The sequence below is a fragment of the Actinomyces sp. ICM47 genome, assembly GCF_000278725.1.
In the GTDB taxonomy this organism is placed as follows: Bacteria; Actinomycetota; Actinomycetes; order Actinomycetales; family Actinomycetaceae; genus Pauljensenia.
On the sequence record NZ_ALCA01000137.1, the window covers coordinates 1 to 18,804 of the forward strand.

The following is an 18,804-nucleotide window of genomic DNA, read 5'->3' on the forward strand; positions in this document are numbered from 1 at the left end:
GCCGTATGGTCTCAGCTGGGTGTACGTGTCGCGCTGACAGCACCATCTCCCGGGTCAACACCATGTGTTTCGGAGTGGGCGCAGTCGTGCGTTGACATAGGTCTGGCTGGGTGTGTCGTGAGGATGCAAGAGATTGCCAGACGTTCGAAGTCTGGCGGTCTGCGAGGCGTATGACATGCGAGATAAGACACTATGACACTTTCTGTCAAGATGTGTGTCGAGCATAATATGCGGCTCTTAGACCTGATTCCAAGTGGTCATCGCGTCTCATGGGCGGATGGAAAAAGGTTGCACGTGCCACTGTCGAATATGCAGGTTGTTAGGTGCGCAACAACCGTTATTCAGGTTTTGACATCGGCTTTCAGGAGGTCGAAGAGCGGGTTTGACGGTGGCAGTGTCAAACGACTGTGGGCATCATCGATGCTCAAATCTAGCATGTGGTATTGCCACTCCTGCTGTGATCGTGCCGATAGGGGAGGTGAGCTGTCCTACTGGTCCCTTGAGTCTGTCAGTGCGTATGTCATCGTGGAGTCAGTTATGTGCCGTCGGCGCACGTAATGTTTGTGAGGGTGCTGCTGGCGCTCCTGGCTGACTCTGATTGCGCCAGCGTCTGCGCGTTGTTCCGAGGGTTTGAGGTGTCTTCAAGGCGCTGTGGCGACCTTTTATAGCGCGCCCCTATCTATGCGGGCATGCGACGCATTGTGTGCGTCAAAGGGTGAGGCCCGAGCCGTTTGGCTCGGGCCTCACCCTATTCACACACACGCAGAAAGAATCAGTAGGCTCCCTCGTGGCGCAGCAGAGCGGGAATGGTCTGCAGCACGATCCACGCATCGAGCGTGAGGGAACGGTGCTGGGCGTAGGACAGGTCCAGGTGGACTGTCTCGTCCCAGGAAAGGTTGGAGCGCCCGGAGATCTGCCACAGGCCGGTAATGCCCGGGCGGACCGCGAACTTGCCCATGACGCGCGGCTCGTACTGCGCAACCTCGCTGGGGAGCGGGGGGCGCGGGCCGACGAGAGACATATCACCGCGAAGAACGTTGAAGAGCTGGGGGAGCTCGTCGATCGAAGTCTTACGAAGGAAGGCGCCGATGCGGGTGACGCGGGGGTCGTTCGCCATCTTGAACATGACGGAATTACCGGCGCTGGCGTCGGCCTCGTTAGCCTCGGCGAGCGAGGCCTTCATGGCTTCCGCATCAACGTGCATGGTGCGGAACTTAAACATGGTAAAAGTCGTGCCGTCGAGGCCCACGCGCTCCTGCTTGAAGAAAGCAGGGCCGCCGTCGTGTAGGCGCACCATCGCTGCAACGATGATCCATACCGGTGTCAGCAGGATGATGCCGATAAGCGAGGCGATAATGTCGCACATGCGCTTGATGGCGTTGTCGGCGGACGCGGCGAAATCCGACGCATGCTCGAATGCGAGAGCCGTTGAGGCGGCGCGTGCAGTTGGCTTCGTCAAAGTTGTCATCTGTGCGTCTTCCTTCTACTTCTTCAAACTCAAATACTGTAGGTTGGTTAGAGGAGTGGATCCCCCGATGGTCAGGACATTTACTGAGTAAGTAATTCCTGGGCGCCTCAGTCACCGTTAGGTGTTAACCCTAGTCTATCCATACGGTTAACTTATTTGCTAACCAAAGGGTTAAGTACAAGCGAAAATGGGCTGTGATTTCACACATTGAGACTGTCTGACGAGTCGCGGTGTCATGTTAGGTGACCGTTCGGTCGATTGCTGACATCTTGGCAGAATGCGCGGGTTAACGGGGGGAGATAGACTTGTACACGCGTCGTGACTGGCGAAATAGGTGGGGTACCACCGGGGAGCGGCGTGCCTGCATCGAGAGCCGCCCGCCTGGGCTTGAAGTTGCCGACATCACATTCGACTGATCAACAGGAGAACCATATGGACTCCCTCAACGACATGACACTGGCGCAGCTGGATCCCGAAATCCAGGCAGTGCTGGACGCCGAACTGGGACGTCAGCGAGACACCCTCGAGATGATCGCATCTGAGAATTTCGTTCCGCGTGCAGTCCTTCAAGCCCAGGGCTCCGTCCTGACAAACAAGTACGCAGAGGGCTACCCGGGTCGTCGCTACTACGGCGGTTGCGAGTTTGTCGATGTTGCTGAATCGCTCGCCATTGAGCGTGCCAAGCAGGTCTTCGGCGGCGACTACGTCAACGTTCAGCCCCACGCGGGTGCGCAGGCTAATGCTGCCGCCCTCATGGCAATGGCAAACGTCGGTGACCCGATCCTGGGTCTGTCCCTGGCCCACGGTGGCCACCTGACTCACGGCATGCGCCTGAATTTCTCGGGCAAGCACTACAGGGCGGTCGCCTATGAGGTCGACCGCGAGACCATGCGCATTGAACCCGAGAAGGTCCGCGAGGCCGCCCTCGCCGAACGCCCGCGCGTGATCATCGCCGGCTGGTCGGCCTACCCGCGTCACCTCGACTTCCAGGCATTCCGTGACATCGCAGACGAGGTTGGCGCAGCCCTCTGGGTGGATATGGCTCACTTCGCTGGCCTCGTGGCCGCAGGCCTGCATCCGAACCCCGTCCCCTTCGCCGACGTCGTCACGACGACGGTTCACAAGACCCTGGGCGGGCCTCGTTCCGGCATGATCCTGTCCTCGCGCGGCGAGCAGTGGGGCAAGAAGCTCAACACCGCCGTGTTCCCCGGCCAGCAGGGCGGCCCCCTCATGCACGTGATCGCCGCGAAGGCCATTGCCATGAAGGTCGCGCAGACCGAGGAGTTCAAGGATCGCCAGCGTCGTACCCTCGAGGGCGCGCAGATTCTTGCGGAGCGTCTGGGCGCTGACGACGCAAAGAACGCGGGCATCAAGCTGGTCACCGGCGGCACCGACGTGCACCTGGTCCTCGTTGATCTCGTCGAGTCCGAGCTCAACGGCAAGCAGGCCGAAGACCTGCTGCACGAAGTTGGCATCACCGTCAACCGCAACGCGGTGCCCTTTGACCCGCGTCCGCCGGCCGTCACCTCGGGTCTGCGCATCGGCACCCCCGCCCTCGCGACGCGCGGTTTCGACGCCGAGGACTTCGCGGAGGTCGCAGACATCATCGGTACGACGCTGGCGCAGGGCGCGTCTGGCAGCAATGTTGAGGTGGATGCGCTGCGTGCCCGCGTCAAGAAGCTCACGGACAAGCACCCCCTGTACGCGGGACTCGAGCAGTGAGGGCTCCCTGGGAGGGATCCGCGCGGGTTCTTGATGGCACGGCGACCGCCGCAGCTATCAAGGCTGAACTTAAGGAGCGCGTGGATCGCTTGCGCGATCTCGGGGTCGTCCCGGGCCTCGGCACGATTCTTGTGGGCGAGGACCCCGGGTCCGTTGCCTACGTCGCCGGCAAGCACCGCGACTGTGCCCAGATCGGCGCGGAGTCGATCCGCGTGGACCTGCCCGCGGACGCGACGCAGGAGCAGGTGGAGGCTGCCATCGATCAGCTCAACGCTGATCCGGCGTGCACGGGATACATCGTGCAGCTGCCGCTTCCTCGTGGCATCGACACCAACGCGGTCCTGGAACGCATTGATCCGGCCAAGGACGCGGATGGGCTGCACCCGATGAACCTTGGTCGCCTGGTCCTGCGCGGTTCGGGTCCCATCGACTCGCCGCTGCCTTGCACGCCGCGCGCGGTCATCGAGCTCGTGGAGCGCCACGGGATCGACCTGGCTGGTAAGAACGTGTGTGTGGTTGGGCGTGGCGTGACCGTGGGTCGTTCGATCGGTCTGCTGTTCATGCGCAAGGAAGTGAACGCGACGGTCGATGTGTGTCACACGGGCACGATCAACCTGGCTGATCACGTGCGCCGAGCGGACGTGATCGTGGCTGCGGCGGGTTCTGCGGGAATCATTACTCCCGAGATGGTGGCCCCCGGCGCGGTTGTCCTGGATGTCGGCGTGAGCCGCGTGACGGACGCCGACGGTAAGGCCCGCCTCAAAGGCGATGTCGCGGACGGCGTCGATCAGGTCGCCAGCTGGCTCAGCCCGAACCCGGGTGGAGTCGGGCCGATGACGCGTGCTCTGCTCGTCACGAACGTCGTCGAGGCAGCGGAACGCCAGGCGGGCCTCGGCCTCCAGTAAGCGGACCCTGCCGGTGACAATCGGTAGACACCTGATAATACGCGGGAGGCGCGGCGAGGAATCCAACTCCTCGCCGCGCCTCCTCGTTCCTCTAGACTGGAGAAAAACTCGCGTAAGGAGAAAACGATGACCCTGACGGTGACCACCGTGAACCTCAACGGCATTCGCGCCGCCCACAAGCGCGGCTTCCTCGACTGGCTGGGGGCGTCTGACACGGATGTGCTGCTCATGCAGGAGGTGCGTGCACCAGAGGAGATCTCCCGCGAGATCATGGGCGAGGCCTGGGAGAGCGTGTGGGTTCCCTGCCGTATCAAGGGTCGCGCGGGCGTGGGTGTGGCCGTGCGACGCGGGCGCGCGCGTCTGGAGGGCGATCCCCGCCTGATCCTCGATGATGCTGAGTTGGACGTGGATTCGGGCCGGTGGCTCGAGGCTGTCGTGCGCCCCGAGGGCGGCGAGACCCCGGTTCGTGTCGTCTCCGCTTACTTCCACTCAGGTGAGAAGGATACGCCCAAGCAGGAGGCGAAGATGGCGCACCTGCCGCGCATCGGGGCACGCATGGCCGAGCTGCTCGCCGAGGAGGCGGACGGAGGCATGTCGTCGCTGGTGTGCGGCGACTTCAACGTTGTGCGCTCGCAGGCTGACATCAAGAATTGGAAGCCGAACCACAACAAGCGCGCGGGCGTCCTCGATGAGGAGATCGCCTTCCTCAACCAGTGGGTGGACGAGGGCTGGCGCGACACCGTACGTGACTTGGCTGGCGACGTGCAGGGTCCCTACTCGTGGTGGTCGTGGCGCGGTCAGGCCTTCGTCAATAACGCGGGCTGGCGCATCGACTACCAGTACGCGACGCCGGCCCTGGGGGAGCGCGCGCGTTCCTTCGAGATTGGCCGCGCCGATGAGTATGCGGAGCGTTTCTCGGATCACGCGCCCGTTTCGGTGACCTACGACATCTGACGTTTCATCGACGAGGCCGTGGCTGGCCTGGGAGCGGAGGTGTCCTAGGCGGCCACGGCCTTTCGTGTATGCGCGCGGAGGTTGTGCCTGGCTGTGGTGCCGGTGTGCGGCGCGAGGCCTGCGGGGTCTGGTGGGTCCGCTCCCAGTGACGAGAGGGCGGCGCGAGGTCTGCGGGGCCTGGTTGTGGTGCCTGTGGGCGGTGGCGGGGCCTGGCCGGGCTTCGAGATCGACCACTCCGAGCGAAGCTCGTGTGTGGCGATCTCGCGGGCGGGCCGCCGCCCACAGGCGCAACCGGCCGGATCAAGTGGGCAGGCCTCGTGCCGCCTGGAAGTGTGGTGGCGAAGGTGCCGCGCGGAAGCGAGGTGGGCAGGAACTCAGCGTCCGGAGGCGTCGAAGTCGAAGAGGGCGATTGAGGAATAGATCCCGGATGGGTAGATGCGGTCCAGGCGGAAGCCGGGGACGATCCAGGAGGCTTCGACGGTTGCGCCGATGTCGAGGGCGAGGTCGAGGGCGACGTCGTCGACGTCCTGGGCGAGTGTGACGTGTGGGTGGTAGGGGAAGCGTGCTTCGTGGTCGAGGGGGCCGGAGCGGATTTCCTCGGCGATGTCGGTGCAGGCGTTCGCTCCTTCGGTGAGGGTCATGAAGGCGACGTTGGAGATGGGCCGGAAGGAGTCGGTGCCGGATAGGGTGATGCGGAAGGGGGCGTGTCGGGCGGCGATGGCGCGTAGGTGGTCGATGACGTCGGCGCGTGCGTCGCGGGCGACGGGTGTGGGTGGCATGAGGGTGATGTGTGCGGGGATGCGTGATCCGGCGAGGTCTCCGAGGCGTAGGCGCAGGTCTGTCAGGTGTGAGACCCAGGGTTCGGGGATGGCGACGACGACGCCGAGCCAGTCTTGGCCGGGGAGTCGTTGGGGGAGGAACATGTGGCCTGCCTGTGTCGCGGGGTGGGCTTTCCACTGTACCGGTGTGGTGGGGTTGGATAGCGCTTGAAGGTTGTGAGGGCGTTCACGTAGCCTTGTGGTGAGTGAGACCAAGGAGGATCTGATGACCGCTCTCGTGTGGGCCGATGCTGCTACCCCGGAGGAGGGTGCCGAGCAGGCTGCGGCTCTGTTTCGTGAAACGTTTGACTATGAGCCGAGGGGCGTGTGGAGTGCGCCTGGTCGCGTCAACATTATTGGCGAGCATGTGGATTATAACGGGGGGCCGTGTCTGCCGATTGCGTTGCCGCATCGTGCGTTTGTTGCGTTGTCGCCGCGCGCGGATCGGATGGTGCGTCTTGTGTCGACGCAGACGCGTGCGGCGGTTGATGTGTTGGATTTGGACACGTTGGGTCCGAAGGGTACGCCGGGTGAGGTGACGAACCATTGGACGGCGTATCTGGCGGGTGTGGCGTGGGCGCTGGATCGGGCTGGGTATGGGCCGTTGCGCGGTTTTGATGCGGCCTTGTGGTCGTGTGTGCCGCTGGGCGCTGGTCTGTCGTCGAGTGCCGCGTTGGAGTGTGCGACGGCGGTTGCTCTCGATGAGGTGTGCTCGCTGGGTCTGGCGGGCACGGTTGAGGCCCCCGACGACGAGGGGCGCAAGGTGCTGGTTGAGGCTGCTCAGGCGGCGGAGAATCAGATTGCGGGGGCGAACACGGGTGGGCTGGATCAGACGGCATCCCTGCGCTGTCGTGAGGGGCATGCGCTGGCCCTCGACTGCCGCGATATGTCGACGCGCCAGGTTCCCTTCGATTTGGGGGCGGTCGGGCTGGAGCTTCTCGTCATCGACACGCGTGCCAAGCATTCGCTGGCGGATGGTCAGTACGGGTCGCGCCGCGCGGATTGTGAGGAGTCGGCGCGCATCCTGGGTGTGGATCAGCTGGTCGATGTGGAGGATGTGGACGAGGCCTCGGCTGCGTTGGGTGGTGAGCGTTTGGCTGCGCGCACTCGCCATGTTGTGTCTGAGATTGCGCGTACGCGCGCCTTCATCGAGCTGTTGGATGAGGGGCCGCTGGAGGGTGTGCGCGTGGCGGTTGCGGGTGCCCTCATGAATGATTCGCATGACTCGCTGCGTGACGACTATGAGGTGTCCTGTGAGGAGTTGGATGTGGCCGTGGAGGCGGCGCGAGCTGCGGGCGCGTATGGTGCTCGTATGACGGGCGGCGGTTTTGGCGGCAGTGCGATTGCGCTTGTCAGTGCGGATGCTGTGCTCGGCGTGGCCCGGGCTGTTGCGGACGCCTACGAGGCGCGTGGTTGGCAGGCTCCTCACTTCATCCGGGCTCTGCCGGGTGCGCCAGCGGGGCGGCTGAGCTAAAGAATCCTGAGACGATCCGAGGGGCCGGTGCTTCAGCATTTGAAGCACCGGCCCCGGCCTCGTTACACTTGAGGGAGCAACGAAAACGCGGGAAGGACGCAACATGGGGATCGGCAAACGAGCATGGCAGGTGGCGGGCGCGGCGGCTGGCGGTGCGAGTCTCTTCGGCGGCGGCGTGGCGATTGGGCGTCTGCTGCGCCTCGATTCCCAGCGCGGTGACTACCGTCGGTCCTGGGAGAATCACAATCTGGCCACGCTTGAGCGCCTGCGTCAGCTTGACGAGCACCCCGAGGGGGAGTCCCCCTACTTGATCGTCTCCCTCGGCGATTCTTCCGTGCAGGGTATGGGTGCCTCGCGCGTCACCGAGTCCTACCCGGCGCGCCTGGCCTCGGCGATTACGCAGCAGATGGATCGCGAGGTTCTGCTGCTCAACCTGTCCCTGTCGGGTGCCACCATCGAGTCCGTGGAACTCACTCAGCTCCCGCAGATGCGCGGCTTGGGCCTGCTGGACGGCCCCTACCGCCCCGACCTGGTGACGCTGACTATCGGTGGTAACGACGTGATGGCCGAGGATATGGCACCCGGCCAGTTCGAGGAGCGTCTGCGTCGGATCCTGGCTGCGCTGCCGTCCGGCGCCCTCGTCTCCACGATCCCGTCGTTTGGCATCATGCCGCAGGAGAGCCGCGCGCAGGACATGTCCGACCGCATCCGCGCCGCTGTCGAGGACTCCGACGCGCACCTGGTCGACTTGCGTTCTCTCACCCAGGAATACTCGCTGCCGACGTACACGTTCGCCTACCACGCGGCGGACTTCTTCCATCCCAATTCGGCCGCCTACGCCAAGTGGGCGCAGCTCTTCGCCGACGCCTGGGCCGAGTCCCGACGTGAGCCAGCCCCCGTCGCCGAGGACGCCCCCCAGTGGGACATGCTCTCGGCGCGGGTGGCACAATCGGAGTATGACGACTGACGGACCGTGGCTCGTCGTCGGGTTGGGTAACCCCGGCGCGCAGTATGCCTCCACTCGACACAACGTCGGGTATTTGACCCTCGACGTGCTGGCCGCGCGCGGCGGTGCGACCTTGACATCGCACCGCTCGCGTACACACACTGCCGACGTGCGCCTCGGGATCGGCCCGGGTGGCGTGCCCGGCCCCCGCGTGCTTCTCGCGCGCTCGGACAGCTACATGAACACCTCGGGCGGCCCGATCAGTGCGCTCGCCTCCTTCCTGAAGGTCCCCCCGGCTCGTATTCTCGTCATTCACGACGACATGGACCTGCCCGCGCACACCCTGCGCCTGAAGGTCGGCGGGGGAGAGGGCGGCCACAACGGCCTGAAGTCCCTCACCCAGCACCTGCATACCCGTGATTACGCGCGCCTGCGCATCGGTGTCGGGCGTCCCCCGGGGCGCATGGATCCCGCCGACTATGTGCTGGCCGCCCTGCCCTCCAAGGAACGCCCCGACTGGGACGTGACCTTCGAGCAGGCAGCTGACGTCGTCGAAGACATCGTGACCAAGGGTTTTGCCCCCACCCAGATGATCCTGCACACCGGGTCCTGAACAAGGTGGTGCCCCACGTTGGGCACCACCGCGTACCCTCACCGCGAAAGGCAGCGCGTGCTACTTACCGGACTCCTCCCGGACATCTCTACCGATCCCGCGATCGAAACGGCCACCGACTCCATCGAGGCGGGCCGCTCGGGCACAATCGTTGCCCCCGTCGGTATTCGGCCGCCCCTCCTCGCGACCGTCGCCACGCGCGCGGCAACGCCGCTCGTGGTCCTCACCGCCACCGGGCGCGACGCCGAGACGCTGACCAACGCCCTGGCCTCGTGGATCCCGGGTGTCGCGATGCTGCCCGCGTGGGAGACCCTGCCCCACGAGCGTCTCTCGCCCCAGGTCGACACGATGGCACGGCGCATCGCCGTCCTGCGCCGCCTCGTCCACCCGGTGGCCGGAGACGAGAGCGCGGGCCCGATCTCGGTCCTCGTCGTCCCCATTCGCGCGTTCCTCCAGCCGATCATCTCCGGCCTGGCGGACCTCGAACCCGTGCGTGTGCGCACCGGCGACATCCTGGACCTCACGGACGTCACGAACCGACTGGCCGAGCTCGGATACGAGCGCGTCGACATGGTCGAAGGACGCGGCCAGATGAGCGTGCGTGGCGGCATCCTCGACGTGTTCCCGCCCCAGGAACCCCACCCCCTGCGCGTCGAGCTGTGGGGCGACGAGGTCGACGACATCCGCGCCTTCTCCGTCTCCGACCAGCGAACCCTCGGCGAGGCCACCGACGGGGTGTGGGCCGTGCCCTGCCGCGAACTGCTCCTGACCCAGGCCGTGCGCGCCCGCGCCCGCGAGGCCGCCGACCGCCTGCCCGGTGCCGCCGAGATGCTCAGCCTCGCCGCCGAAGGAATCGCGGCCCCCGGCATCGAATCCCTGGCCCCCATCCTGGTGTCCGGCATGGACTCCCTCCTTGACCTGCTGCCCGCAGGCTCACCGATCCTCGCCTCCGACCCCGAACGCATCCGTGCTCGCGCCGCCGACCTCGTCGCCACGACCGAGGAGTTCCTCGCCGCCGCGTGGAGCGCCGCAGCCGGGGGAGCCGACACCCCCCTCGAGGCCTCCAAGGCCTCGTTCCTCGACCTGGGGGACCTGTGGGGGAGCGGGACGCGCCCCTGGTGGGAACTCACCGACCTGCCGCCCGCCGACCTCGCCTCCGCCATCGACGAGGCCGACTCGCCCTCAGCGGACGGCCCTGCCCCCGTCGTCGTCTCGCCCACCCTCATGCGCGTAGGTGCCCGCGACGTGCACCCCTACCGCGGGGACTTCGCCCGCGCCGCCGCCGACCTCACCGACCTGGCCAGAGACGGCTGGCGCATCGTCGTCACCACCGAAGGCCCCGGCCCCGGCCGACGCATCCGCTCCATCCTCACCGACGCCTCGTGCCCGGCCGCGCTCGCGGACAACGTGGAAGCGCAGCCCGACCCCGGCCTCGTTACGATCACGACCGCGCAGGCCGGCGTCGGCTTCGTTGCGCCCCACCTGAAACTCGCGATCCTCACCGAGGGAGACCTGACCGGTCGCGTCGGAGCCACCACGCGCGACATGCGGCGCATGCCCTCGCGCAGGCGCAAGGGTGTCGACCCCCTGACCCTGCACCCCGGTGACTACATTGTCCACGACCAGCACGGCATCGGGCGTTTCATCGAGCTGGTCTCCCGCACAATCGGGCGTGGGGACGCGGCCTCCACGCGCGACTACCTGGTCATCGAGTACGCGCCCTCCAAGCGTGGCCAGCCCGCCGACCGGCTCTTCGTGCCCACCGACGCGCTCGACCAGATCTCCAAGTACACGGGATCCGACGAACCCTCCCTCACCAAGATGGGTGGTGCTGACTGGGCGAAGACGAAGGCTCGCGCGAAGAAGGCCGTCAACGAGGTCGCCAAGGAACTCATCCGCCTGTACGCCGTGCGCCAGCAGACCAAGGGGCACGCCTTCGGACCCGACACGCCCTGGCAGCGCGAACTCGAGGACGCCTTCCCCTACGTCGAGACACCCGACCAGCTCGTCACCATCGATGAGGTCAAGGCCGACATGGAAAAACCCGTCCCCATGGACCGCCTGCTCACCGGCGACGTCGGCTACGGAAAGACCGAAATCGCCGTGCGCGCCGCCTTTAAAGCCATCCAGGACGGCTACCAGGTTGCGGTCCTCGTGCCCACGACCCTGCTGGTCACCCAGCACGCGGAGACCTTCGCCGAACGCTACGCCGGGTTCCCCGTGCACATCGGCACCCTCTCGCGCTTCTCCACCCCGAAGGAAACCGAAGAGGTCAAGGCGGGGCTGGCCTCGGGCAAAATCGACCTGGTCATCGGCACGCACTCCCTGCTGACCGGCACCGTCTCCTTCAAGAAGCTCGGCCTGGTCATCATCGACGAGGAACAGCGCTTCGGCGTCGAACACAAGGAAACCCTCAAAGCCCTGCGCACCGACGTGGACGTCCTATCCATGTCCGCCACCCCCATCCCACGCACCCTCGAGATGGCGATCTCCGGCATCCGCGAGATGTCGATCCTCCAGACCCCGCCCGAAGAACGCCAGCCCGTCCTGACCTTCGTCGGCGCCTACACGGATGCCCAGGTCAGCGCCGCAATCCGGCGCGAGCTGCTGCGCGATGGACAGGTGTTCTACGTGCACAACCGTGTCGACTCGATCTCCTCGGTCGCCGCCCACATCTCCGAGCTGGTCCCCGAGGCCCGCGTGCGCACCGCCCACGGCAAGATGAACGAACACCAGCTCGAGGCCGTCATCCAGGACTTCTGGAACCACGAGTTCGACGTCCTCGTGTGCACGACCATCGTCGAAACCGGCCTAGACATCTCCAACGCGAACACGCTCATCGTTGACCGCGCCGACACCTTCGGTCTCTCCCAGCTCCACCAGCTGCGCGGGCGCGTCGGACGAGGCCGCGAACGCGCCTACGCGTACTTCTTCTACCCGGGTGATAAGGCCCTGACCGAGACCGCGCACGAGCGCCTGAAAACAATCGCGGCGAACACCGAGCTGGGCGCGGGCTTGGCCGTGGCCCAGCGCGACCTTGAGATCCGAGGTGCCGGTAACCTCCTGGGTGGCGCCCAGTCCGGCCATGTCGAAGGCGTCGGATTCGACCTGTACGTGCGCATGGTCTCCGACGCCGTGGCCGCCTACCGGGGCGATGCACCCGCGGAAAAGGCGGACGTGCGCATGGACCTGCAGGTGGATGCGCACATTCCTGAGGGCTACGTGCGCGGCGAACGCCTGCGCCTCGAGGTCTACGCCAAGATCGCGGCCACGACCACCCCCGAGCAGGAGAAGGACGTGCGCGAGGAACTCGTCGACCGCTACGGCCCGATTCCTCCCCAGGTCGACCTGCTCTTCGCGGTCGCCCGCCTGCGCGAGACCGTGCGCCGCGCGGGGATTACGGAGATTGTCACTCAGGGCAAGTACCTGCGCGTCTCGCCCGTCGAGCTGCGCGACTCCCAGGTGATGCGCCTCAAACGCCTGCATCCGGGCACGGTCATCAAGGCCGCTGTCCGTCAGGTCCTCGTGCCCCTCCCGCTCACCTCGCGCGTCGGCGGGGCCCCGCTCACCGATGGCCCGCTCCTGGAGTGGGTGGAGACGCTGGTGACCAAGATCCTTGTGCCTTTTGGCGAGTAGTGCCTGTGGTGGAATACACTGGTCCTATTGCGTCGCAACACATCTGAGGAAGGAACGCTCGTGCGCTACACACGCCAGCTGGCATCCACCGCCCTGATTGTGGCCGCAGGACTGGGAATGGGGGCGTGCTCCACCCATCCCGGCGCTGCCGTCATCACCTCGTCGGGAGTCACATACTCCAACGCGGACATCAAGGAAGCCGCCCAGGAGCTGTTCGACATGAAGCTCACGAAGTCAGTGGATACCGAGTATGGGATCCGTACGAGTCTGATGAATAGTGAAGCCCTGGCCGCCGCAGGTGCCAGCGTGGGCATTACCGTCACCGACGAACAGGTTGACGCGCTGATCGCGCAGGACGTCGCACAGGCTGGAGGCACTGTGCCCGCCACAATGGGGCGTGCGACCCGTGCCATCTTCGAATCTGAGACGATCAGTCAGCTTATCAACGCGCAGGCTCAGGTCGACCCGACGGCTGGAAAGATCGCATCCGCCGCCCTGGCAGAGGCGCAGAAGAACTCCGGTGCCATCCTCAACCCGCGCTTCGTTCAGCCCTCCCTCGGCGGAACCAACACCCCGGAGGTCCCATTGTACGGAGACGCAGTCGCCGCTCCGAAGGACCCCGACGTGTCCTCGCTGATGGGCGGGGGAACGAATGGCCCTAAGACGCAGTGACGCACGTGTGAGTGTTCGCTCACAGTAGGCGGGGGACTAATGTCGCTTGTCCGGCGTCGCGCATAGGAGCGTTTCGCTCCAAACAATAAGACGTCGCCTCATCGGGGGTGACCACACATGGCGGTCCGTATTACCGTTGTACTGACCGCTTCCACGCAACAACATCGATTGGAGAATGACGTGGCAGTTATTGAAGGCATTGGTGCACGCGAGATCCTCGACTCGCGCGGTAACCCGACCGTTGAGGTCGAGGTCGTCCTTGAGGACGGCACCGCTGCGCGCGCGTCCGTTCCCTCCGGCGCGTCCACCGGCGCGTTCGAGGCCGTCGAGCGTCGCGATGGCGACAAGGGCCGCTACCTCGGCAAGGGCGTCCAGGACGCTGTTGACGCCGTCGTCGAGCAGATCGCCCCCGAGCTCATCGGCGAGGAAGCCGACGATCAGCGCTACATCGACCAGGCCATGATCGACCTGGACGGCACCCCCAACAAGGGCAAGCTCGGCGCGAACGCCATCCTCGGCGTCTCCCTCGCCGTGGCCAAGGCCGCCGCGAAGTACGCGGACCTGCCCCTGTACAAGTACCTGGGCGGCCCCAACGCTCACGTCCTGCCCGTCCCCATGATGAACATCCTCAACGGTGGCTCCCACGCGGACTCCAACGTTGACATCCAGGAGTTCATGATCGCCCCCCTCGGCGCTCCCTCCTTCCGTGAGGCCCTGCGCTGGGGTGCCGAGGTCTACCACACGCTCAAGGGCGTCGTGAAGGACCGCGGTCTGTCCACCGGTCTGGGCGACGAGGGCGGTTTCGCCCCCAACCTGGACTCCAACGCTGAGGCCCTCGACCTGATCGTTTCCGCGATCGAGAAGGCTGGCTTCAAGCCGGGCGAGGACGTTGCCCTGGCCCTGGACGTCGCCTCCTCCGAGTTCTTCAAGGACGGCCTGTACCAGTTCGAGGGTGAAGGCCGCTCGACCGAGTACATGGTTGAGTACTACGAGAAGCTCATCTCGAACTACCCGCTGGTTTCCATCGAGGATCCGCTGGATGAGGACGAGTGGGATGCCTGGAAGGCCCTGACCGCCGAGATCGGTGGCCGCGTCCAGCTGGTCGGCGACGACCTGTTCGTCACCAACCCCGCCCGCCTGAAGAAGGGCATCGAGCTGGGTGCCGCGAACGCGCTGCTCGTCAAGGTGAACCAGATCGGTTCGCTGACCGAGACCCTCGACGCCGTCGAGGAAGCGCACCGCAACGGCTACCGTACGATGACCTCGCACCGCTCCGGCGAGACCGAGGACACCACCATCGCCGACCTGGCCGTCGCCACCAACTCCGGCCAGATCAAGACCGGTGCTCCCGCTCGCTCCGAGCGCGTCGCCAAGTACAACCAGCTGCTGCGCATCGAGGAGCAGCTGGGCGAGGCCGCCGTCTACGCCGGCCGCTCTGCCTTCCCTCGCTTCAAGTGAGCCTAGGCAACTAGCCGCATAGCTCCGCGCGGGTCCGCAAGGATCCGCGCGGAGTTTTTTCACGGCGTGGAACCAGGCCAAAATCGCCCCGATAGGGCACGATAGAAGAATGGCTAGTCGTCGTCCCTCCTCCCGCCCATCCCCGCGTCGTCGCGCGTCCTCCTCTGACGGGGCGCGTTCGACGCGCGAGATCAACGCGGAAAAGTCACGTCAGCGCCGGGCTGCCGCACAGGCTGCAAAGAAAGACGAGGCCTCGGCGCGGGGAAAGAAGAAAGCCAGCAAAGCGGATCGCAAGAAAGCCGGGCGTACTCAGTCGGATTCCACGAAGGCAACCGCGTCCTCGGCCCGTGAGCGACTGGCCGCACGCACTCGTGAACGCGGTGCGAAGCGAATGCCGCGCGAGAATGGCAACATCCTGTCGATCGGCGGCTTGGACGTGTCCACGCGGCTAGTCGTCGTCATGGTCGTCGCGGCGATCCTCTCGGTCATGCTCGTGCCCAGCCTCTTCCAGTGGTGGCAGCAGGAGCGCGAACTCGTGCAGATCAAGTCACAGGTCGCTGAGCAGCAGAAGAAGAACGCCGACATGCAGCGTCAGCTTGACCTGTGGAACGATCCCGACTACATCTCGACGCAGGCACGCGAACGCCTGGGATACGTGCGTCCGGGTGAAACTCAATACACGGTGGTTGATCCGGGGCCGCAATATCAGGACTCCGCCATGGCTGCTGCGGCGACACCCACCGGACCCGCACGCCCCTGGGTGCAGCAGGTCGCTATCCTAGTGGGGAAGGCGGACCAGCCGCCCACCTCGAATCCCATCCCGTCTGCTGATACCAGCGAGTCGGGACAGGGGAACACCACCGGCGAAGAAAGCGAAGAATGAGCCTCGTTAACACCACGGACGCCACCGAAGCGGACCTTGAGGTCCTGCGCGACCAGCTGGGCCGCGTGCCCCGAGGCGTCGTCGGTATCGCCGCGCGCTGCGTGTGCGGGCGTCCCACGGTCGTCGCAACGGCTCCGCGCCTGCCCGACGGGACTCCGTTTCCCACGACCTACTACCTGACCCACCCGGCCGCCGTCAAGGGTGCCTCGACGCTTGAGGCCGAGCACGTCATGGAAACCCTCAACGAGGAACTCGCCGCCGACGAGGAGCTGCGAGCCGCTTACGCGCGCGCCCACCAGGCCTACATCGACGCGCGCCTGACCTTGGGTGACGTCCCCGAGATTTCCGGCGTCAGCGCCGGCGGCATGCCCACGCGCGTCAAGTGCCTGCACGCCCTCGTTGGCCATTCCCTGGCCGCGGGTCCCGGCGTGAACCCTATCGGAGACCGGGCACTCGCAATGCTGGAGGAACGCGGTCTCTTTTCGACCGCGCGCTGCTCCTGCTGACCGCGCCCACCGAAGCTAGCCCCGGCCTCGTCCGGGACGACACACACGAGAAACGAAGCGATGACCCGCGTAGCTGCCATTGACTGTGGAACAAACTCAATCCGACTGCTCGTCGCCGACGCTACCGTCGGCGAGGACGGCCGCACCCGCCTTGCCGATCTGACGCGCCAGATGCGTATCGTGCGCCTGGGCAAGGGGGTGGACGCACGCGGCTACCTGGACCCGGGAGCGATTTCGCGCACCGTGGAAGCCACCATCGAATACCAGCGGATGATCGAGAAGCTTGGCGCGACGCGCACCCGCTTCGTTGCGACGTCGGCGACGCGCGATGCCTCCAACAGCGCCGAATTCGTCCGCCAGATCAAGGCGGTCATCGGCGTCGAACCCGAGGTTATCGTCGGCACGGAGGAGGCCTCGCTGTCCTTCCGCGGTGCCGTCGGCGGGCTGGGGGGCAGCGTGCGCACCCCCATGCTGGTTGTCGATATCGGCGGCGGCTCGACCGAGCTGGTGCTGGGGTCGACGAGCGTCAAGCAGGCGATCTCCATCGACATGGGCGCCGTGCGCGTCACGGAGAAGTTTTTCGCCCGCGTGGATCCGTCCGGAGGAGTGCCCGCTGAGGACCAGGCCCGCGCGATCGCATGGATCGACGAGCAGCTGGACGGTGCCGAGAAGGCAGTGGACCTTGCGCGCGTGCGCTCCCTCGTCGGGGTCGCCGGGACCGTCACGACGCTGACCGCGCAGGCCCTGGGCCTGACCTCCTACCAGCCCGAGCGCATTCACGGTGCCCGCCTGAGCGCCGCCCAGTTCGACCAGGCCGTGCGCTTCATGGTCGACCAACCGACCTCCGTCAAGGCATCCCTGGGCTTCATGCCCGAGGGCCGCGAGGACGTCATCGCCGCCGGCGCGCTCATCTGGAGTCGGATCGTGACCCGCGTCCTCGCGCGCGCGGAGGCGGCCGGGCACCCCATCAGCGACATCATCACCTCCGAGCACGACATCCTCGACGGTATCGCGATGGCGATGGTCGACCAGGCTTGATGCGCGTGCCAGCCTCCCGTAGGCTGGTAGCGTCCCGCCCCCGTAGCCCAATTGGCAGAGGCAACCGACTTAAAATCGGTGTGTTGTGGGTTCGAGTCCCACCGGGGGTACTGTCACGTGCGCCTCATGGACGAGGCCGTGGCTCCTTGCGCGTGCGCGCGCCACAGACGGAGGCCAGTTTCGTTGTACGCATAACGGTACGTTTCCCTCCGCGCGTGCCTCCGTGCGAGACTAGAGGCAATACGTCACTGAACAAGGAGGAAATATGGCCAACCCGGTGATGAACTCAATCGTCAAAGACTGGTCCACCCAGCAGACAACCCCCGCCGGATACCCGACCATGCCCGGCTACCAGCCCGCCTCGCAGCAGGCTCCCAACCCGTACGCCGGACAGACGAACCCGTACGCGGCCCAGCAGGCTCCGGCGTACGGTCAGCCGACCGGTTACGGCGATCCGCAGGCCTACGGCCAGCAGCAGGGAGCATACGGTGATCCGATGGCCTCCTATGAGGCGATGATGACCGCTCCCGCCGCCGATGCAGTGGATCGCGGCCGCATGACCTACGACGATGTCGTGGTCAAGTCCCTCATCTGCTTCGGCCTGCTCCTGGCAGGTGCGACCGTCGGCTGGATGATGGGTCTCGCGTCGCCCTCCATCGCGGTGGCCAGCATGTCCGTCGGCTGCCTCGTGACCCTCGGCCTCGGCCTGTTCGTCCAGTTCTCGAAGAAGGTGCGCCCCGGCGCAATCATTGCCTACTCGCTCATTGAGGGCGTGGTGCTTGGTGCGCTGTCCTGCTTCTTCGAGATCGTGTACCCGGGCATCGTGGTGACCGCGGTCCTGGCGACCCTCGTCGTCATTGGCGTGACGCTGGGGGCCTTCAGCTTCGGCTTTATCCGCAACTCGGGCGCGGTTACCCGCATCGCGACCATCGGCTCGATCTCGTTCTTCTTCTACTACATGATCAGCCTCATCCTGTCCCGTTCGGGCGCGGTCGACATGACGGCCGTCAACAACTACAAGGTGTTCGGCTTCATCCCGCTTGGCGTCATCATCGGCGTGATCGCGATTATCATCGGCGTCCTGTGCCTCGTGCGCGACTTCGACGCCGTCAAGGTCGGCGTGAACACCGGTGTGCCCGTGAAGTACTCGTGGCTGTGCACCTTCGCGATCATGACGGACGTCATCTGGATCTACCTCGAGATCCTCAAGCTCCTGTCCTACTTCATGCGCCGCGACTGACGGCCATCCCTCTCAGCGACCCCTACCCCAACAAGGAAAGACACCATGGAGAACATTTCTGTCACCGGCGAATTCGGCCGCAAGCCCGCCCTCGCCTTCGAGGGTACCCCTTCCGACGAACTCGTCGTCGAGGTCCTGCGCGCGGGCGACGGCCAGGTGGTCGAGGCCGGCGACACGATCACCTGCCACTACTACGGCGCGGTCTTCGGCTCCGCCACCGACTTCGACAACTCCTTTGATCGCGGCGGTGCCCTGTCCTTCCAGATCGGCGTGGGTATGGTCATTCCCGGCTGGGACGAGGGCCTGGTCGGCAAGCGCGTGGGCGACCGCGTCCTGCTGTCCATCCCCGCTGAGCTTGGCTATGGCGCGCGCGGCGTCCCGCAGGCCGGTATCCCCGGCGGCGCGACCCTCGTGTTCGTCACGGACATCCTCGGCGTGAACTAATCGCAGTTGACAAACGGGGCGGGCCAG

At 65.7% G+C, this 18,804-nt stretch carries 16 protein-coding genes, 1 tRNA gene and 1 riboswitch; of the genes, 15 read left to right on the forward strand and 2 right to left on the reverse strand.

Translation table 11 applies throughout. The features are described from left to right. Positions 1-772: 772 nt before the first annotated feature. Positions 773-1,468, reverse strand: coding sequence for a sugar transferase (locus HMPREF1136_RS09920; protein WP_009649220.1), 696 nt, complete (start codon positions 1,466-1,468; stop codon positions 773-775). Between the two features lie 308 nt (positions 1,469-1,776). Further along, a riboswitch (ZMP/ZTP riboswitch) is annotated at positions 1,777-1,862 on the forward strand. Positions 1,863-1,900: 38 nt separating this feature from the next. Here HMPREF1136_RS09920 and glyA point away from each other — a divergent pair. The 3 genes from glyA to HMPREF1136_RS09935 all read left to right on the forward strand — a co-directional run bounded on the left by glyA (position 1,901) and on the right by HMPREF1136_RS09935 (position 5,049). Then, positions 1,901-3,190: a serine hydroxymethyltransferase gene (gene glyA, locus HMPREF1136_RS09925; RefSeq protein ID WP_009649221.1), complete on the forward strand. Its 1,290-nt coding sequence runs from the start codon at positions 1,901-1,903 to the stop codon at positions 3,188-3,190. Continuing rightward, positions 3,187-4,095: a bifunctional methylenetetrahydrofolate dehydrogenase/methenyltetrahydrofolate cyclohydrolase gene (locus tag HMPREF1136_RS09930; RefSeq protein WP_009649216.1), complete on the forward strand. Its 909-nt coding sequence runs from the start codon at positions 3,187-3,189 to the stop codon at positions 4,093-4,095. The genes glyA and HMPREF1136_RS09930 overlap by 4 nt, the downstream gene beginning before the upstream one ends. A 126-nt stretch (positions 4,096-4,221) precedes the next feature. Continuing rightward, positions 4,222-5,049: an exodeoxyribonuclease III gene (locus HMPREF1136_RS09935; protein WP_009649223.1), complete on the forward strand. Its 828-nt coding sequence runs from the start codon at positions 4,222-4,224 to the stop codon at positions 5,047-5,049. A gap of 374 nt (positions 5,050-5,423) precedes the next feature. Here HMPREF1136_RS09935 and HMPREF1136_RS09940 read toward each other — a convergent pair whose 3' ends face one another. Further along, positions 5,424-5,972, reverse strand: coding sequence for a 2'-5' RNA ligase family protein (locus tag HMPREF1136_RS09940; RefSeq protein ID WP_009649229.1), 549 nt, complete (start codon positions 5,970-5,972; stop codon positions 5,424-5,426). A gap of 121 nt (positions 5,973-6,093) precedes the next feature. Here HMPREF1136_RS09940 and galK point away from each other — a divergent pair, with 121 nt between their 5' ends. From galK to HMPREF1136_RS10000, 12 genes are all read left to right on the forward strand, one after another. After that, a complete protein-coding gene (gene galK, locus HMPREF1136_RS09945) occupies positions 6,094-7,341 on the forward strand; it encodes a galactokinase (protein WP_009649226.1) in 1,248 nt (415 codons plus the stop codon). Between the two features lie 103 nt (positions 7,342-7,444). Next, a complete protein-coding gene (locus HMPREF1136_RS09950; protein ID WP_009649222.1) occupies positions 7,445-8,308 on the forward strand; it encodes an SGNH/GDSL hydrolase family protein in 864 nt (287 codons plus the stop codon). After that, the gene (pth, locus tag HMPREF1136_RS09955; RefSeq protein WP_009649215.1) at positions 8,298-8,900 is read left to right on the forward strand and encodes an aminoacyl-tRNA hydrolase; all 603 of its coding nucleotides are present in this window, start codon (positions 8,298-8,300) and stop codon (positions 8,898-8,900) included. Before HMPREF1136_RS09950 ends, pth begins: the two co-directional genes overlap by 11 nt. Positions 8,901-8,957: 57 nt before the next feature. Further along, a complete protein-coding gene (mfd, locus tag HMPREF1136_RS09960) occupies positions 8,958-12,536 on the forward strand; it encodes a transcription-repair coupling factor (RefSeq protein WP_009649219.1) in 3,579 nt (1,192 codons plus the stop codon). 60 nt (positions 12,537-12,596) lie between these two features. After that, positions 12,597-13,208, forward strand: a complete 612-nt coding sequence (locus tag HMPREF1136_RS09965; protein WP_009649214.1) for a hypothetical protein — start codon at positions 12,597-12,599, stop codon at positions 13,206-13,208. A gap of 180 nt (positions 13,209-13,388) precedes the next feature. Beyond that, positions 13,389-14,666: a phosphopyruvate hydratase gene (gene eno / locus HMPREF1136_RS09970; protein WP_034480333.1), complete on the forward strand. Its 1,278-nt coding sequence runs from the start codon at positions 13,389-13,391 to the stop codon at positions 14,664-14,666. Between the two features lie 109 nt (positions 14,667-14,775). Continuing rightward, a complete protein-coding gene (locus HMPREF1136_RS09975) occupies positions 14,776-15,549 on the forward strand; it encodes an FtsB family cell division protein (RefSeq protein ID WP_009649225.1) in 774 nt (257 codons plus the stop codon). After that, entirely contained in the window at positions 15,546-16,055 is a 510-nt protein-coding gene (locus HMPREF1136_RS09980) for a DUF501 domain-containing protein (RefSeq protein WP_009649213.1), read from the forward strand. The genes HMPREF1136_RS09975 and HMPREF1136_RS09980 overlap by 4 nt, the downstream gene beginning before the upstream one ends. Before the next feature lie 60 nt (positions 16,056-16,115). Beyond that, complete coding sequence (locus HMPREF1136_RS09985) at positions 16,116-17,093, forward strand: Ppx/GppA phosphatase family protein (protein ID WP_009649228.1); 978 nt, start codon at positions 16,116-16,118, stop codon at positions 17,091-17,093. A gap of 36 nt (positions 17,094-17,129) precedes the next feature. Next, a tRNA-Leu gene (locus HMPREF1136_RS09990) sits at positions 17,130-17,203 on the forward strand. A 155-nt stretch (positions 17,204-17,358) separates the two neighbouring features. Next, positions 17,359-18,333 (forward strand): Bax inhibitor-1/YccA family protein, encoded by a 975-nt coding sequence (locus HMPREF1136_RS09995; protein WP_009649218.1) that lies wholly within the window; start codon positions 17,359-17,361, stop codon positions 18,331-18,333. A 45-nt stretch (positions 18,334-18,378) separates the two neighbouring features. Beyond that, on the forward strand, positions 18,379-18,777 hold the full coding sequence (locus HMPREF1136_RS10000) for an FKBP-type peptidyl-prolyl cis-trans isomerase (RefSeq protein WP_009649224.1): 399 nt from the start codon (positions 18,379-18,381) through the stop codon (positions 18,775-18,777). The last annotated feature ends 27 nt before the right edge of the window (positions 18,778-18,804 follow it).

Excerpts from the sequence above, each read along its gene's own strand:
- HMPREF1136_RS09920 (WP_009649220.1), bottom strand. The coding sequence starts at position 1,468 with ATGACAACTTTGACGAAGCCAACTGCACGCGCCGCCTCAACGGCTCTC.
- glyA (WP_009649221.1), top strand. The coding sequence starts at position 1,901 with ATGGACTCCCTCAACGACATGACACTGGCGCAGCTGGATCCCGAAATC.
- HMPREF1136_RS09935 (WP_009649223.1), top strand. The coding sequence starts at position 4,222 with ATGACCCTGACGGTGACCACCGTGAACCTCAACGGCATTCGCGCCGCC.
- HMPREF1136_RS09940 (WP_009649229.1), bottom strand. The coding sequence starts at position 5,972 with ATGTTCCTCCCCCAACGACTCCCCGGCCAAGACTGGCTCGGCGTCGTC.
- galK (WP_009649226.1), top strand. The coding sequence starts at position 6,094 with ATGACCGCTCTCGTGTGGGCCGATGCTGCTACCCCGGAGGAGGGTGCC.
- HMPREF1136_RS09950 (WP_009649222.1), top strand. The coding sequence starts at position 7,445 with ATGGGGATCGGCAAACGAGCATGGCAGGTGGCGGGCGCGGCGGCTGGC.
- pth (WP_009649215.1), top strand. The coding sequence starts at position 8,298 with ATGACGACTGACGGACCGTGGCTCGTCGTCGGGTTGGGTAACCCCGGC.
- HMPREF1136_RS09975 (WP_009649225.1), top strand. The coding sequence starts at position 14,776 with ATGGCTAGTCGTCGTCCCTCCTCCCGCCCATCCCCGCGTCGTCGCGCG.
- HMPREF1136_RS09980 (WP_009649213.1), top strand. The coding sequence starts at position 15,546 with ATGAGCCTCGTTAACACCACGGACGCCACCGAAGCGGACCTTGAGGTC.
- HMPREF1136_RS09985 (WP_009649228.1), top strand. The coding sequence starts at position 16,116 with ATGACCCGCGTAGCTGCCATTGACTGTGGAACAAACTCAATCCGACTG.
- HMPREF1136_RS09995 (WP_009649218.1), top strand. The coding sequence starts at position 17,359 with ATGGCCAACCCGGTGATGAACTCAATCGTCAAAGACTGGTCCACCCAG.
- HMPREF1136_RS10000 (WP_009649224.1), top strand. The coding sequence starts at position 18,379 with ATGGAGAACATTTCTGTCACCGGCGAATTCGGCCGCAAGCCCGCCCTC.